We start from the raw sequence: 16,011 nt of genomic DNA, 5'->3' as shown, positions 1-16,011 counted from the left end.
CGGCTCGGGGCCCGTCGGCGAGGGCGGAGCGGGGGTCTTCACATCCGTAAGCCGCCGTTCAGGGCCCCGAGTTCCCCCGCATTGAAGCGTGTCGGCCAGGCCCCGACAACACTTGTGCCGCAACGGCGGTACGGTCCTGGCCGAGTCCCGACCCGTCGGTCCGGACGCCGCCGGCATGACGGAGGGTGACGGGGCGAGGGCGTCCGGGGCGAGGGCGGGCCGCCCACCTGCCGCCGACCCCGATGATCACGGTGTTCCGTTGTCCACAGGCTCGCCGGAGTGTCACCGCTCGCCAGTAGGGTGTGAGACATGGCCGACCCCTCCAGCTACCGCCCCAAGCCGGGACAGATCCCGGACTCGCCCGGGGTGTACAGGTTCCGCGACGAGCACCGCCGGGTGATCTACGTCGGAAAGGCGAAGAGCCTGCGTCAGCGCCTGGCGAACTACTTCCAGGACCTGTCCGGCCTGCACCCGCGTACCCGGTCGATGGTCACCACCGCCGCGTCCGTGGAGTGGACCGTCGTCTCCACCGAGGTCGAGGCGCTGCAGCTGGAGTACTCCTGGATCAAGGAGTTCGACCCCCGGTTCAACGTCAAGTACCGCGACGACAAGAGCTACCCGTACCTCGCGGTGACGATGAACGAGGAGTATCCGCGCGTGCAGGTGATGCGCGGTCACAAGAAGAAGGGCGTCAGGTACTTCGGTCCGTACGCGCACGCGTGGGCGATCCGGGACACCGTCGACCTGCTCCTGCGGGTGTTCCCCGTGCGCACCTGCTCGGCGGGCGTGTTCAAGAACGCCCGCCGCACCGGCCGCCCCTGCCTCCTCGGCTACATCGGCAAGTGCTCCGCCCCCTGCGTCGACCGGATCTCCGCCGAGGAGCACCGGGAGCTGGCGGAAGAGTTCTGCGACTTCATGGCCGGCCGTACCGGCACCTATCTGCGCCGCCTGGAGCGGCAGATGCAGGAGGCGGCCGAGGCGATGGAGTACGAGCGCGCCGCGCGCCTGCGGGACGACATAGGGGCCCTGCGGAAGGCGATGGAGAAGAACGCCGTCGTGCTCGCCGACGCGACGGACGCCGACCTGATCGCCGTCGCCGAGGACGAGCTGGAGGCGGCCGTGCAGATCTTCCACGTCCGCGGCGGACGCGTGCGCGGCCAGCGCGGCTGGGTCACCGACAAGGTGGAGGAGATCACCACCGGCGCCCTCGTGGAGCACGCCCTGCAGCAGCTCTACGGCGAGGAGACCGGGGACGCGGTGCCCAAGGAGGTCCTCGTCCCGGCCCTGCCCGACCCCGTGGAGCCGGTGCAGGAGTGGCTGTCGGGACGGCGTGGCGCCCAGGTCTCGCTGCGCGTGCCGCAGCGCGGCGACAAGCGCGCCCTGATGGAGACCGTCGAGCGCAACGCCCAGCAGGCCCTCGTCCTGCACAAGACCAAGCGCGCCTCCGATCTGACCACCCGCTCCCGCGCGCTGGAGGAGATCGCCGACGCCCTGGAGCTGGACAGCGCCCCGCTGCGCATCGAGTGCTACGACATCTCGCATCTCCAGGGCGACGACGTGGTGGCCTCCATGGTCGTCTTCGAGGACGGTCTGGCCCGCAAGAGCGAGTACCGCAGGTTCCAGATCAAGGGCTTCGAGGGCCAGGACGACGTCCGCTCGATGCACGAGGTGATCACCCGCCGCTTCAAGCGCTACCTCGCGGAGAAGGAGCGGACGGGGGAGTGGACCGACGGCGAGAGCCCGAACGGGGCCGCCGAGGCCGCCGGGACTGGTGCGGACGACGGGTCGGGGCCCCTCACGGACGTCTCCTCGGCTCCGCTGTCCGACGGCCTCAAGGACGAGGACGGCCGGCCCAAGCGTTTCGCCTACCCGCCGCAGCTCGTCGTCGTGGACGGCGGGCAGCCGCAGGTCGCCGCCGCCCAGCGGGCCCTGGACGAGCTCGGCATCGACGACATCGCCGTGTGCGGCCTCGCCAAGCGGCTGGAGGAGGTCTGGGTCCCCGGCGAGGACGACCCGGTCATCCTGCCCCGCACCAGCGAGGGCCTCTACCTGCTCCAGCGCATCCGTGACGAGGCCCACCGGTTCGCGATCACCTACCAGCGGACCAAGCGCTCCAAGCGCTTCCGGTCGAGCCCGCTGGACGACATCCCCGGTCTGGGCGACACCCGCAGGCAGGCGCTGATCAAGCACTTCGGTTCGCTGAAGAGGCTGCGGTCCGCGACCATCGACCAGATCTGCGAGGTGCCGGGCATAGGCCGCAAGACGGCCGAGACCATCGCCGTGGCCCTCGCGCAGGCGGCCCCGGCCGCACCCGCCGTGAACACCGCGACGGGAGAGATCATGGAGGACGAGGCACCCGACCCCACGACGGGGGCCTCGGGGGAGCCCGTGACCGCGGGCGTCCCGGACGAACGACGGGGGCAGGAGACATGAACGAGCACGACACCGGGGCCATGACCGACCGAGATCCCGGGCCCCGGGACCCGCACAGGAATTCCGGAGACGATCCCGCCCTACAGGACGCACGCCAGAAAGACGGAGCACAGGTGAGTACGGGCAGCGAGAAGGCCGGGGTCCCCGAGGCGACCATCCCCGAGCTGGTGATCATCTCCGGCATGTCCGGAGCCGGCCGGTCCACGGCCGCGAAGTGCCTGGAGGACCTCGGCTGGTTCGTCGTCGACAACCTCCCGCCGGCGCTGATCCCCACCATGGTGGAGCTCGGCGCCCGCTCCCAGGGCAACGTGGCGCGGATCGCGGTCGTCGTCGACGTCCGCGGCCGGCGGTTCTTCGACAACCTCCGCGAGTCCCTCTCCGACCTCGACGCGCGCGGGGTGACCCGCCGGATCGTCTTCCTGGAGTCCTCGGACGACGCCCTGGTGCGCCGCTTCGAGTCGGTGCGCCGCCCGCACCCCCTGCAGGGCGACGGCCGGATCGTCGACGGCATCGCCGCCGAGCGGGAGCTGCTGCGCGAGCTGCGCGGCGACGCCGACCTGGTGATCGACACCTCCAGCCTGAACGTGCACGAGCTGCGGGCGAAGATGGACGCCCAGTTCGCCGGCGAGGAGGAGCCCGAGCTGCGGGCCACCGTCATGTCCTTCGGCTTCAAGTACGGCCTGCCCGTCGACGCCGACCTGGTCGTGGACATGCGGTTCCTGCCCAACCCGCACTGGGTCCCGGAGCTGCGCCCCTTCACCGGCCTGAACGAGGAGGTCGCGGCCTATGTCTTCAACCAGCCCGGCGCCAAGGAGTTCCTCGACCGATACGCCGAGATGCTCCAGCTGGTTGCCGCGGGCTACCGTCGAGAGGGCAAGCGTTATGTGACGATCGCCGTCGGCTGTACGGGCGGGAAGCACCGCTCGGTGGCCATGTCGGAGAAGCTCGCCGCGCGCCTCGCGGCCGAGGGTGTGGAGACGGTGGTCGTGCACCGGGACATGGGACGGGAATGACCGGACGTACTCCGCGGCTGAGCAGGCTGCGCCGGGCGGTGCCGGAAGGGCGCGCCAGCCGCGCCGGCCGCACCACCGAGACCCGGGGCGGCCGGCCGCGCCGCCGTGGCGCCCAGCCCAAGGTCGTCGCCCTCGGCGGCGGCATGGGTCTGTCGGCGTCGCTCGCCGCGCTGCGCCGGATCACCGGCGACCTCACCGCCGTCGTCACGGTGGCCGACGACGGCGGCTCCAGCGGGCGCCTGCGCGACGAGCTGGGCGTGCTGCCGCCCGGTGACCTGCGCAAGGCGCTGGCCGCGCTGTGCGGCGACGACGACTGGGGCCAGACCTGGTCCCGGGTCATCCAGCACCGCTTCCACTCCCAGGGCGACCTGCACGACCACGCCGTCGGCAATCTGCTGATCGTCGCCCTGTGGGAGCAGCTCGGCGACCACGTCCAGGCCCTCGACCTGGTCGGCAAGCTGCTCGGCGCGCACGGCCGGGTGCTGCCCATGTCGGCGGTGCCGCTGGAGCTGCAGGCCCTGGTCAAGGGGCACGACCCGGAGCGGCCCGACGAGGTCGACACCGTCCGGGGCCAGGCGACCGTCGCCCTCACCCGGGGCGAGGTGCAGTCCGTGCACCTGGTGCCGCCCGACCCGCCCGCCGTCCCCGAGGCCGTCGCCGCCGTGCGGGACGCGGACTGGGTGGTACTCGGCCCCGGCTCCTGGTTCTCGTCCGTCATCCCGCACCTGCTGGTGCCGGAACTCCTGGACGCCCTCACCGAGACGAAGGCGCGCCGGGTACTCTCCCTGAACCTCGCCCCGCAGCCGGGAGAAACCGAAGGCTTCTCCCCGCAGCGTCATTTGGAGGTTTTGGGACGACACGCCCCTAAACTCGCCCTGGACGTGGTGCTGGCCGACGAGGCCGCCGTGCCCGACCGCGAAGTGCTCACGGAGGCCGCCAAGCGGCTCGGTGCCGCGGTCGAGCTGGCCCCGGTGGCCCGGACGGACGGGACGCCCCGGCACGACCCGGAGCTCCTCGCCGCCGCGTACGACCGTATTTTTCGGATGCATGGAAGGATCGGCCCATGGCGATGACGGCAGCGGTGAAGGATGAGATCTCCCGGCTCCCCGTCACCCGGACCTGCTGCAGGAAGGCGGAGGTCTCCGCCATTCTGCGGTTCGCCGGCGGCCTCCACCTGGTCAGCGGACGCATCGTGATCGAGGCGGAGCTCGACACGGCGATGGCGGCCCGCAGACTCAAGCGGGACATCCTGGAGATCTTCGGGCACAGCTCCGAGCTGATCGTCATGGCGCCCGGCGGGCTGCGGCGCGGCTCGCGTTACGTCGTTCGGGTGGTCGCGGGCGGTGATCAGCTGGCCCGGCAGACCGGCCTGGTCGACGGCCGCGGACGCCCGATCCGCGGGCTTCCCCCGCAGGTGGTCTCGGGGGCCACGTGCGACGCCGAGGCCGCGTGGCGCGGTGCCTTCCTCGCGCACGGCTCGCTGACCGAGCCCGGCCGTTCCTCCTCCCTCGAGGTGACCTGCCCGGGTCCCGAGGCCGCGCTGGCCCTGGTCGGCGCCGCCCGGCGGCTGTCCATCGCCGCGAAGGCCCGCGAGGTGCGCGGCGTGGACCGCGTGGTCGTCCGCGACGGCGACGCGATCGGCGCGCTGCTGACCCGGCTCGGCGCCCATGAGTCGGTGCTGGCCTGGGAGGAGCGCCGGATGCGCCGCGAGGTGCGGGCCACGGCCAACCGCCTCGCCAACTTCGACGACGCCAACCTGCGCCGCTCCGCCCGCGCGGCCGTGGCCGCCGGGGCCCGTGTGCAGCGCGCCCTGGAGATCCTCGGCGAGGAGGTCCCGGAGCACCTCGCCGCGGCCGGCCGGCTGCGCATGGAGCACAAGCAGGCGTCCCTGGAGGAGCTGGGCGCCCTCGCCGACCCGCCGCTGACCAAGGACGCGGTCGCGGGCCGTATCCGCCGTCTGCTGGCCATGGCGGACAAGCGGGCCCAGGACCTCGGCATCCCGGGCACCGAGGCGAATCTCAGCGACGAACTCGCCGACAACCTCGTGGGATGACGGTGTGAGCTGACTTCATGTCAGAAGATGGGTGCCGATGCCCAGTTGGGGCATCGGCACCGCTGTTTGTCGCTCTTTGCGGCACTCTTGACTAGGACATGATGTGGCATGAGCCTGGCAGTCATTCGTCGCTGTGGCGAAACACTGCTAGGGGGGTACATGAGACCCAGAGCGAGATCGATCCTCGCTGTCGGCGCGCTCCTCGTCGGGGGAGCGAGTATCGCACCCATCGCCCAGGCACAACCGGGGAATTCGCCCCACACCGACCCGAGCGAAGTGAAGGTCTTCCGGGCCGAGGTCACCAAGCAGCAGGTACCCCTGCTGCTGGCGGCCGGCCAGGACGGCCATGAACTCAGTGAGCAGGCACCCGACCAGGGCAAGGCCACCGTCGAGGTCTACCTGACCGACGACCAGGCCGGGAAACTGCGCGAGCAGGGCGTCGCCCTGACCGAGCACCAGGTCACCGACCGGGCCGAGGCCCGCACCGAGAAGGCCGCCGAGGGCGTGTTCCGCCCCTACAGCGGAAGCGGCGGGCTCAAGGAGGAGATCGTCCGGACCGGGCAGCAGAACCCGGGCCTCACCAAGGTCGTCTCCATCGGCAAGACGTTACGCGGCCAGGACATCCTGGCCCTGAAGCTGACCAAGCACGCCGCGAAGACCGAGGACGGCTCCAAACCCGCCGTGCTGTACATGTCCAACCAGCACGCCCGCGAGTGGATCACGCCGGAGATGACCCGGCGGCTGATGCACTACTACCTGGACAACTACAAGAAGGACAAGCGGGTCAGGAAGATCGTCGACTCGACCGAGCTGTGGTTCGTCCTCTCGGCCAACCCCGACGGCTACGACCACACCTTCAAGGACTCCAGTACCCGCCTGTGGCGCAAGAACCTGCGGGACGTCAACGGCGACGGCGTCATCAGCACCGGCGACGGCATCGACCTCAACCGCAACTTCGCCTACAAGTGGGGCTACGACGACGAGGGCTCGTCCCCCAACCCCACCAGTGAGACCTACCGCGGCGCGTCCCCGGGCTCCGAGCCCGAGACCAAGGCGCTCGACGCCCTGCAGAAGCGCGTCGGCTTCACCTACGGCATCAACTACCACTCCGCCGCCGAACTCCTGCTCTACGGCGTCGGCTGGCAGGTGGCCACCGACACGCCCGACGACGTGATGTACAAGGCGCTCGCCGGCACCCCCGACAACTCCGCGATCCCCGGCTACCACCCGCAGGTCTCCTCGGAGCTGTACACGACCAACGGCGAGGCGGACGGGCACGCGTCGAACGTCAACGGCATGGCGATGTTCACCCCCGAGATGTCGACCTGCCAGACCGCGTCGAACATCGACCCGAACGACCAGTGGAACGCGCGGGACTGCCGGTCGGTCTTCAACTTCCCCGACGACGAGAAGCTGATCCAGGACGAGTTCGCCAAGAACGTGCCCTTCGCGCTCTCCGTCGCCGAGAGCGCCGACCGTCCCGACCAGCCCGCCTCCTCGCTCGGCCTGAAGGCCGCCGACTTCACGCCGGCGCCGTTCACCACGTCGTACGCGCGCGGCGCTGACCAGGAGGTCTCCGTCGTCGCCCGCAAGTCGCTGCGCGACAAGGAGCTCAAGTACCGCGTCAACGGCGGCCGCACGTGGGACGTGGCACTGCGGCCCTGGAAGGGCGGCGAGACCTTCGGCGGTGAGGACAACCTCTACTTCGACGAGTACCGCGCCAAGGTCCTCGACGGCGACCAGGGCGACAAGGTCGAGGTGTGGTTCACCGGCGAGACCCGCGACGGCAAGAAGGTCTCCAGCTCCCGCTTCACCTACACGATCGCGGAACGCCCGCGCGCGGACGTCCTCGTGGTCGCGGAGGAGGGCGCCGGAGCCCCGCAGGCGCAGAAGTACGTGGACGCCCTGAAGGCCAACGGGCACCGGGCGATCGTGTGGGACGTCGCCGCTCAGGGCGCGCCCGACGCCCTCGGCGTGCTCGGCCACTTCGACACCGTCGTCCACTACACGGGCGCCGGCGTCCCCGGCAACGCCACCCAGCTCCAGCTGCGCGCCTACCTCAACGAGGGCGGCAAGCTGCTGGAGGCCGGTGAGCAGGCCGGCGGCAACGTGAATCTGGGCGACGGCACCCTGTCGAACGACTTCAGCCAGTACTACCTGGGCGCCTACTCCCGTACCTCCCTGCCCGGCGCCACCGGCTTCACCGGGTCCGGCGAGCTCGCCGGGTTCTCCGGCACGCTCGCGGACGCGCCCGGCAACCCGCTCGACCGGGCCGGGAGCTACAGCCTCACCTCCGACCAGCTGCCCGCCGCCACGTTCCCGCAGTTCGCGAGCGCGGGAGCGGGCCGGTTCGCGGGGGCGGTCAACCCCTACGGGCCGTTCGCGGGCTCCTGGATGGCGGCCGCCGTGCACACCGACGACGCCTGGAAGCGACTGACCAGGACCGTCGACCTCACCGGCGTGACCGCGGCCCAGCAGCCCACGCTGCGCACCCAGCTGCTGTGGGACGTCGAGCCCGGCTACGACAACGTCCTGATCGAGGCCCACACCGCCGGGGCCGAGGACTGGACGACCCTCCCGGAGAAGAACGGCGCGTCCAGTGCCACCGTGCCCGAGGAGTGCGAGGCCGGCTTCTACATGAACGGGCACCCCTGGCTCGCGCACTACCTCACGCAGTCCTCGCAGGGCTGCACCGCGTCCGGCAGCAGCGGAAGCTGGAACGCGCTCACCGGCGCCTCCGCGGGCTGGCAGCAGGTCGAGTTCGACCTCAGCGCGTACGCCGGCAAGTCCGTCGAGGTCTCCCTCAGCTATGTCACCGACCCGGGCTCCGGCGGACGCGGCGTCCTCGCCGACCAGGCCTCGCTCGTCGTCGGCGGCACGGCGGTCGAGACGGAGGGCTTCGAGTCGTCGCTCGGCGCCTGGAGCCCGACCGGACCGCCCCCGGGCAGCCCGGCGGTCCTCAAGGACTGGGCGCGCACCGGAGCGCTGTTCCAGACCTACGGCGCGGTCACCACGCGCGACACGGTGCTCCTCGGCTTCGGCCTGGAGCACCTGCCCTCGGCGGCCGATCGAACGGCGCTCATCGGAAAGGCATTTTCCTCACTTGAGAGGTGACTCGCCCACGTGGCACACGTCCGGCGGAGCATGACCGGATCGGCCGATCCGGGCTCCGGGGCGGGGCGGTCCGTACCCTACTGACGGGTACGGGCCGCCGTGCCGTGTATGAGGCATCTGGATGTCACCACGGCGGCTTCAGAGAGGTAGGGTCGGAGGCGGTCGGGGACATCCCAAACAGAGCTCGCCGGCACCGCATGGCCGGCGTACCAACGAGGAGATCGGTTCGTGACGATCCGCGTAGGCATCAACGGCTTCGGTCGTATCGGTCGCAACTACTTCCGCGCGCTGCTGGAGCAGGGTGCAGACATCGAGATCGTGGCTGTCAACGACCTGGGTGACACCGCGACCACCGCTCACCTGCTGAAGTACGACACCATCCTGGGTCGTCTGAAGCAGGAGGTCAGCCACACCGCCGACACGATCACCGTGGGCGGTCACACCATCAAGGTCCTTTCCGAGCGCAACCCCGCCGACATCCCGTGGGGCGAGCTGGGCGTCGACATCGTCATCGAGTCGACCGGCATCTTCACGAAGAAGGACGACGCCGCCAAGCACATCGCCGGCGGCGCCAAGAAGGTCCTCATCTCGGCTCCGGCCAAGGACGAGGACATCACGATCGTGATGGGCGTCAACCAGGACAAGTACGACCCGGCGAACCACCACGTCATCTCCAACGCCTCCTGCACCACCAACTGTGTGGCGCCGATGGCGAAGGTCCTCGACGAGAACTTCGGCATCGTCCGGGGCCTCATGACGACGGTCCACGCGTACACCAACGACCAGCGCATCCTGGACTTCCCGCACAAGGACCTGCGCCGCGCCCGCGCCGCCGCGGAGAACATCATCCCGACCACCACGGGTGCCGCGAAGGCCACCGCGCTGGTCCTCCCGCAGCTCAAGGGCAAGCTGGACGGCATCGCGATGCGCGTCCCGGTCCCGACCGGCTCGGTCACCGACCTCGTCCTGGAGCTCGGCCGCGAGGTCACCAAGGAAGAGGTCAACGCGGTCTTCCAGAAGGCCGCCGAGGGTGAGCTCAAGGGCATCCTCGAGTACACCGAGGACCCGATCGTCTCCTCGGACATCGTCAACGCCCCGGCGTCCTGCACCTTCGACTCCTCCCTGACCATGGTCCAGGAGGGCAAGAACGTGAAGGTCATCGGCTGGTACGACAACGAGTGGGGCTACTCCAACCGCCTCGTCGACCTGACGGTCTTCGTGGGCGACCAGCTCTGATATCCAGAGCAGGCACCTCGATGTGAGGTTCAGGGCTCGGGCGGCGCAGGGACGCGCCGCCCGAGCCCTGACGCACGTACAGAACAGACCTGTTGGATCACGAGCGCTTCCGAGCGATCACGAGCTCTTCCCAGGAGTCCCCTAGATGAAGACGATCGACGAACTTCTCTCCGAAGGCGTCGCCGGCAAGCGGGTGTTCGTCCGCGCCGACCTGAACGTGCCGCTCGACGGCACCACCATCACCGACGACGGCCGCATCCGCGCCGTGCTGCCCACCGTCAAGGCCCTCGCCGAGGCGGGCGCCCGCGTGGTCGTCGCCTCCCACCTGGGCCGCCCCAAGGGCGCCCCGGACCCCGCCTTCTCCCTGGCCCCGGCCGCCGCGCGCCTCGGTGAACTCCTCGGCACGGACGTCGCGTTCGCGACCGACACCGTCGGCGACTCCGCCCAGGGCGTCGTCGCGGGCCTCGCCGACGGCCAGGTCGCCGTCGTGGAGAACCTGCGCTTCAACGCCGGTGAGACCAGCAAGGACGACGCCGAGCGCGCCGCCTTCGCCGACCAGCTCGCCGCGCTCGCCGACGTCTACGTCGGCGACGGCTTCGGTGCCGTGCACCGCAAGCACGCCTCGGTGTACGACCTGCCGGCCCGTCTGCCGCACTACGCCGGGCACCTCATCGCCACCGAGGTCGGCGTCCTGAGGAAGCTCACCGACGACGTCCAGCGGCCGTACGTCGTCGCGCTCGGCGGCGCCAAGGTCTCCGACAAGCTCGCCGTCATCGACCAGCTGCTCGGCAAGGCCGACCGGCTGCTCATCGGCGGCGGCATGGCGTACACCTTCCTCAAGGCCAAGGGGTACGAGGTCGGCATCTCCCTCCTCCAGGAGGACCAGATCCCGGCCGTCACCGAGTACCTGGAGCGCGCCGAGAAGAGCGGCGTGGAGATCGTGCTGCCGGTCGACGTCCTGGTCGCGTCCGAGTTCCCGGACCTGAAGACCAAGGCCCCGGCCCACCCCACGACCGTCGCCGCGGACGCCATCCCCGCCGACCAGGAGGGCCTGGACATCGGTCCGGAGACCCGCAAGCTGTACGCCTCGAAGCTCGCCGACGCCGCCACCGTCTTCTGGAACGGCCCCATGGGCGTCTTCGAGCACCCCGACTACGCCGAGGGCACCAAGGCGGTCGCCCAGGCCCTCGTCGACTCCAAGGGCTTCACCGTGGTGGGCGGCGGCGACTCCGCCGCGGCCGTCCGTACCCTGGGCTTCGACGAGACGGCATTCGGCCACATCTCGACCGGAGGCGGCGCCTCCCTCGAATACCTCGAGGGCAAGACGCTCCCCGGCCTCGCCGCACTGGAGGACTGACTCTTTATGAGCACGCGCACGCCGCTGATGGCGGGCAACTGGAAGATGAACCTCAACCACCTCGAGGCCATCGCGCACGTCCAGAAGCTCGCCTTCGCCCTGGCCGACAAGGACTACGAGGCCGTCGAGGTCGCGGTCCTGCCGCCCTTCACGGACCTGCGCTCGGTGCAGACCCTGGTCGACGGCGACAAGCTGAAGATCAAGTACGGCGCCCAGGACCTCTCCGCGCACGACTCCGGCGCCTACACCGGCGAGATCTCCGGGTCCATGCTGGCCAAGCTGAAGTGCACGTACGTGGCGGTCGGCCACTCCGAGCGCCGCCAGTACCACGCCGAGACCGACGAGATCGTCAACGCCAAGGTGAAGGCCGCCTACAAGCACGGCCTGACTCCGATCCTGTGCGTCGGCGAGGAGCTGGACGTCCGCGAGGCCGGCAACCACGTCTCCCACACGCTCACCCAGGTCGAGGGCGGTCTCAAGGACCTCCCCGCCGAGCAGGCCGAGACCGTCGTGATCGCCTACGAGCCCGTCTGGGCCATCGGCACCGGCAAGGTCTGCGGCGCCGAGGACGCGCAGGAGGTCTGCGCCGCCATCCGCGGCAAGATCGCCGAGCTGTACTCGCAGGACGTGGCCGACAAGGTCCGCATCCAGTACGGCGGCTCCGTGAAGTCGGGCAACGTCGCCGAGATCATGGCGCAGGCCGACATCGACGGCGCCCTGGTCGGCGGTGCCTCCCTGGACGCGGACGAGTTCGTCAAGATCGTGCGATTCCGTGACCAGTGAGTAGGCCATAGCGGCGATCCGTCGTACCCTTGCGGGGGCATGGTAGGCCTGCAAGCGTGGCTCGCTCCGCGCGGCTACCGTGCCCCCGTCGTTCATCCGAGTCCGAGAGAGTTGGTCCAGCCGTGGTTTTGGGGTTCTCGATCGCCCTGATCGTCTTCAGCGGGTTGCTGATGCTGCTGGTGCTGATGCACAAGGGGAAGGGCGGCGGCCTCTCCGACATGTTCGGTGGCGGCATGCAGTCGTCCGTCGGCGGCTCCTCCGTCGCCGAGCGCAACCTGGACCGGATCACCGTGGTGGTCGGTTTGCTGTGGTTCGCGTGCATTGTCGTGCTGGGCATGCTGATCAAGGTGAACAACTGACCGGCACACACCGTCCTCACGTAAGGCCCCATGTTCGGTACGCGCAGCTCAGCGCGGCCTATCATGGGGCTTGCGTCTAGGTGTGGGGGGCTTGTAACTCCAAGCACTGGACGCGCGTTGGGCCTTACGTAGACTGAGGCGCTCGCAGCGAAGCGAAACGCCGACTCGCTTTGTGGCACCATCACGCAGGGAGTTACGACCGTGGCAAGTGGCAACGCGATCCGAGGAAGCCGGGTCGGGGCGGGGCCGATGGGCGAGGCCGAGCGCGGCGAGTCCGCACCGCGTCTGCGCATCTCCTTCTGGTGCTCCAACGGGCACGAGACGCAGCCCAGCTTCGCCAGCGACGCGCAGGTCCCCGACACCTGGGACTGCCCCCGCTGTGGCTTCCCCGCCGGACAGGACCGGGACAACCCGCCGGACCCGCCGCGCACCGAGCCGTACAAGACGCACCTGGCGTACGTACGGGAGCGGCGCAGCGACGCGGACGGCGAGGCGATCCTCGCCGAGGCGCTCGCCAAACTGCGGGGCGAGATCTAGACATTGACGACCGGCCGGGTGCCCCAGGGCACTCGGCCGGAGCCGTGTCACCCCCCGGCCCGTCCACGCCCCGGGGCCGTTGTCAGTGGTGCCCTCTACGGTTGTTCTCGTCGACGTCCACGCGTCGACGCACCGGGAGGGGGACCTGTGGCGACGACGGGGGAGACGGGCGTGCGCGCGCCCGCCTGGCGCGGCGGCTTCGGGCGGCTGTGGGGTGCCGCCGTGCTCTCCGGCTTCGGCGACTCCCTCCGTACGGCCGCCCTGCCGTTGCTCGCCGTCACGCTGACCGACCGGCCCCTGCCGATCGCCGCGGTCACCGCCTGCGGCTATCTGCCGTGGATCGTCTTCGGCCTGCTCGGGGGAGCCGTCGCCGACCGCGTCGACCAGCGCCGCGCGATGTGGACGGTGGACGCCCTCCGGGGCGCCCTGGTCGCCGCCTTCGCGGTCGCCGTGGCCCTCGGGCACGCCTCGATCGGCCTGCTCATCGCCCTGGCCTTCACCCTGACCACGCTCCAGACCCTGTTCGACAACGCCTCCACGGCCCTGCTCCCCGCCCTCGTCGACCGGGACGCGCTCGGCGCGGCGAACGCCCGGCTGATGACCGGGCAGCGGATCGCCGGCGGACTGCTCGGGGCGCCCGCGGTGCCGCTGCTACTCCTGTCAGGCGCCGCCGCCCCCTTCCTGGCCGACGCCGCGACCTTCCTGCTGGCGGCGGCCCTCGTCGCCTCCCTGCGCACCCCGCCACCGGACCGGGCGGCCCGGCCCGAGGGCAGCACCCTGCGCCGGGAGATCACCGACGGGCTGCGCACCCTGTGGCGGGACCGGGCCCTGCGCGGCCTGTGCGCCGCGACCGCCCTGTGCAACATCGGGATGGGCGCCCTCGTCGCCACCCTCGTCGTCCTGGTCACCGGCTGGCTCGACGCGGGCACCACCGGGTACGCCGTCGCCTCCACCGCGTACGCCGCGGGCAGCCTGGCGGGCGGGCTCGGGCACGGGCCGATCACCGCCCGGCTCGGGCTGACCCGGGCCGTTCTGGCCGCCGGGCTCGTGCAGATCGGCGCCCTCGTCGTGATGGGTGCCGTGCGCAGCCTGACGGCGCTGGCGGTGGCCCTCGCGGTCTTCGGCTTCATGGGCATGGTCTGGAACGTCAACACCACGACCTTGATGCAACGGCGGACCCCCGCAGACCTGCTGGGCCGGGTCGCCTCCGCCTTCCGCACCCTGGCCGTGGCCGGCGCCCCGCTGGGCGCCCTGCTCGGCGGGGCCGTCGCCACCGCCTGGGGCCCGAACACACCCGCCCTGCTCACCGCCGGCTTCTTCGTCCTGTCCGTCCTCGCGCTGATACCCGGGCCTGCGCGGGACGTATCTGTGGATGCGCCGGACGGCGACGTCACGACGGCTCACGTCCCGCGCTGATCAATTAGGTTGGAACAGCTGGGACAGGCACGAAAGAAGGCTGAAGTCGGACATGAACGCAGACGGCCGTACCAGGCTCAACCAGACCCCCGAGTGGACCGCGCTGGCCGAGCACCGTGAGGAGCTCGCCGGTGTGGGGCTGCGGGAGCTGTTCGCCGCCGACCCGGGCCGGGGCACGGGGTACACCCTGCAGGTCGGTGACCTGCACATCGACTACTCCAAGCACCTGGTCACCGATGAGACGCTGCGGCTGCTGCGCGAGCTGGCCGCCGCCACGGACGTCTTCGGACTGCGGGACGCCATGTTCCGCGGCGAGAAGATCAACACAACCGAGGGCCGCGCGGTGCTGCACACCGCCCTGCGGGCCCCGCGCGACGCGGTGATCGAGGTCGACGGGGAGAACGTGGTCCCCGCGGTGCACGCCGTCCTCGACAAGATGGCGGACTTCGCCGGACGGGTCCGCTCCGGGGCCTGGACCGGTCACACCGGCCGGCGGATCAAGAACGTCGTCAACATCGGCATCGGCGGCTCCGACCTCGGCCCGGCGATGGCGTACGAGGCGCTGCGCGCCTTCACCGACCGGGACCTCACGGTGCGCTTCGTGTCCAACGTGGACGGCGCCGACCTGCACGAGGCCACCCGCGATCTGGACGCGGCCGAGACGCTGTTCATCATCGCGTCCAAGACCTTCACCACGATCGAGACGATCACCAACGCCACCTCGGCGCGTGAATGGCTGCTCGCCGAGCTGAAGGCCGGACCGGAAGCGGTCGCCCGGCACTTCGTGGCGCTGTCGACCAACGCGGGGAAGGTCGCCGACTTCGGCATCGACACCGCCAACATGTTCGAGTTCTGGGACTGGGTGGGCGGCCGCTACTCGTACGACTCCGCGATCGGCCTCTCGCTGATGATCGCGATTGGCCCGGACCGCTTCCGCGAGATGCTCGACGGCTTCCACACCGTCGACGAACACTTCCGCACCGCGCCCGCCGAGTCCAACGTGCCGCTCCTGCTCGGCCTCCTGGGCATCTGGTACGGCAACTTCCACGACGCCCAGTCGCACGCGGTCCTGCCGTACAGCCACTACCTGTCGAAGTTCACCGCCTATCTCCAGCAGTTGGACATGGAGTCCAACGGCAAGTCCGTCGGGCGGGACGGGCGCGAGGTGGACTGGCAGACCGGGCCTGTGGTGTGGGGCACGCCCGGCACCAACGGGCAGCACGCCTACTACCAGTTGATCCACCAGGGCACCAAGCTGATCCCGGCCGACTTCATCGGTTTCGCCGAGCCCGTCGCCGAGATGAGCGACCGGCTCAAGGGCCAGCACGACCTGCTGATGGCGAACTTTTTCGCGCAGACGCAGGCGCTGGCGTTCGGCAAGACACCGGACGAGGTACGGGCCGAGGGTGTGCCCGAGGAACTGGTGGCGCACAAGACGTTCAAGGGCGACCATCCGACGACGACGATCCTCGCCCGTGAGCTGACGCCGTCCGTGCTGGGCCAGTTGGTCGCGCTGTACGAGCACAAGGTGTTCGTACAGGGCGCCGTGTGGAACATCGACTCCTTCGACCAGTGGGGCGTCGAGCTCGGCAAGGTCCTCGCCAAGCGGGTCGAGCCCGCGCTGACCGAGGGCGCCGACGTGCCGGGACTCGACGTGTCGACGAAGGCCCTCGTCACCCGGTACCGGGAGCTGCGCGGCCGGGCGTGACG

General features: G+C 70.6%; 12 protein-coding genes. All 12 read left to right on the top strand.

The window, feature by feature from the left end; translation table 11 throughout:
- Positions 1-309: 309 nt before the first annotated feature.
- The 12 genes from uvrC (at position 310) to pgi (ending at position 16,009) form a co-directional block, all read left to right on the top strand.
- Entirely contained in the window at positions 310-2,433 is a 2,124-nt protein-coding gene (gene uvrC / locus F8R89_RS08955; protein WP_151783465.1) for an excinuclease ABC subunit UvrC, read from the top strand.
- 20 nt (positions 2,434-2,453) lie between these two features.
- Positions 2,454-3,446 (top strand): RNase adapter RapZ, encoded by a 993-nt coding sequence (rapZ, locus tag F8R89_RS08950; RefSeq protein WP_413251289.1) that lies wholly within the window; start codon positions 2,454-2,456, stop codon positions 3,444-3,446.
- On the top strand, positions 3,443-4,519 hold the full coding sequence (locus F8R89_RS08945) for a gluconeogenesis factor YvcK family protein (protein ID WP_062674658.1): 1,077 nt from the start codon (positions 3,443-3,445) through the stop codon (positions 4,517-4,519). The genes rapZ and F8R89_RS08945 overlap by 4 nt, the downstream gene beginning before the upstream one ends.
- Positions 4,510-5,499, top strand: coding sequence for a DNA-binding protein WhiA (gene whiA / locus F8R89_RS08940; protein WP_055621477.1), 990 nt, complete (start codon positions 4,510-4,512; stop codon positions 5,497-5,499). Before F8R89_RS08945 ends, whiA begins: the two co-directional genes overlap by 10 nt.
- Positions 5,500-5,658: 159 nt before the next feature.
- The gene (locus F8R89_RS08935) at positions 5,659-8,613 is read left to right on the top strand and encodes a M14 family metallopeptidase (protein ID WP_151783463.1); all 2,955 of its coding nucleotides are present in this window, start codon (positions 5,659-5,661) and stop codon (positions 8,611-8,613) included.
- A gap of 228 nt (positions 8,614-8,841) precedes the next feature.
- Positions 8,842-9,849 carry a type I glyceraldehyde-3-phosphate dehydrogenase gene (gap, locus tag F8R89_RS08930; protein WP_086866483.1) on the top strand — a complete coding sequence of 336 codons (1,008 nt, stop codon included), beginning with the start codon at positions 8,842-8,844 and terminating at the stop codon, positions 9,847-9,849.
- A gap of 145 nt (positions 9,850-9,994) precedes the next feature.
- Complete coding sequence (locus tag F8R89_RS08925) at positions 9,995-11,206, top strand: phosphoglycerate kinase (RefSeq protein WP_151783462.1); 1,212 nt, start codon at positions 9,995-9,997, stop codon at positions 11,204-11,206.
- Between the two features lie 6 nt (positions 11,207-11,212).
- A complete protein-coding gene (gene tpiA, locus F8R89_RS08920) occupies positions 11,213-11,989 on the top strand; it encodes a triose-phosphate isomerase (RefSeq protein WP_151783461.1) in 777 nt (258 codons plus the stop codon).
- A 128-nt stretch (positions 11,990-12,117) separates the two neighbouring features.
- Positions 12,118-12,348 carry a preprotein translocase subunit SecG gene (secG, locus tag F8R89_RS08915; RefSeq protein WP_055621472.1) on the top strand — a complete coding sequence of 77 codons (231 nt, stop codon included), beginning with the start codon at positions 12,118-12,120 and terminating at the stop codon, positions 12,346-12,348.
- Between the two features lie 201 nt (positions 12,349-12,549).
- A complete protein-coding gene (locus F8R89_RS08910; RefSeq protein WP_003957010.1) occupies positions 12,550-12,885 on the top strand; it encodes an RNA polymerase-binding protein RbpA in 336 nt (111 codons plus the stop codon).
- A gap of 147 nt (positions 12,886-13,032) precedes the next feature.
- Positions 13,033-14,301: an MFS transporter gene (locus F8R89_RS08905; protein WP_151783460.1), complete on the top strand. Its 1,269-nt coding sequence runs from the start codon at positions 13,033-13,035 to the stop codon at positions 14,299-14,301.
- A 52-nt stretch (positions 14,302-14,353) separates the two neighbouring features.
- Entirely contained in the window at positions 14,354-16,009 is a 1,656-nt protein-coding gene (pgi, locus tag F8R89_RS08900) for a glucose-6-phosphate isomerase (RefSeq protein WP_151783459.1), read from the top strand.
- The last annotated feature ends 2 nt before the right edge of the window (positions 16,010-16,011 follow it).

The sequence above is a fragment of the Streptomyces sp. SS1-1 genome (assembly GCF_008973465.1).
Lineage (GTDB): Bacteria > Actinomycetota > Actinomycetes > Streptomycetales > Streptomycetaceae > Streptomyces.
This window is presented reverse-complemented; position numbering and strand designations above follow the sequence as displayed.

Excerpts from the sequence above, each read along its gene's own strand:
- F8R89_RS08925 (WP_151783462.1), top strand. The coding sequence starts at position 9,995 with ATGAAGACGATCGACGAACTTCTCTCCGAAGGCGTCGCCGGCAAGCGG.
- uvrC (WP_151783465.1), top strand. The coding sequence starts at position 310 with ATGGCCGACCCCTCCAGCTACCGCCCCAAGCCGGGACAGATCCCGGAC.
- F8R89_RS08945 (WP_062674658.1), top strand. The coding sequence starts at position 3,443 with ATGACCGGACGTACTCCGCGGCTGAGCAGGCTGCGCCGGGCGGTGCCG.
- whiA (WP_055621477.1), top strand. The coding sequence starts at position 4,510 with ATGGCGATGACGGCAGCGGTGAAGGATGAGATCTCCCGGCTCCCCGTC.
- pgi (WP_151783459.1), top strand. The coding sequence starts at position 14,354 with ATGAACGCAGACGGCCGTACCAGGCTCAACCAGACCCCCGAGTGGACC.
- F8R89_RS08935 (WP_151783463.1), top strand. The coding sequence starts at position 5,659 with ATGAGACCCAGAGCGAGATCGATCCTCGCTGTCGGCGCGCTCCTCGTC.
- tpiA (WP_151783461.1), top strand. The coding sequence starts at position 11,213 with ATGAGCACGCGCACGCCGCTGATGGCGGGCAACTGGAAGATGAACCTC.
- rapZ (WP_413251289.1), top strand. The coding sequence starts at position 2,454 with ATGACCGACCGAGATCCCGGGCCCCGGGACCCGCACAGGAATTCCGGA.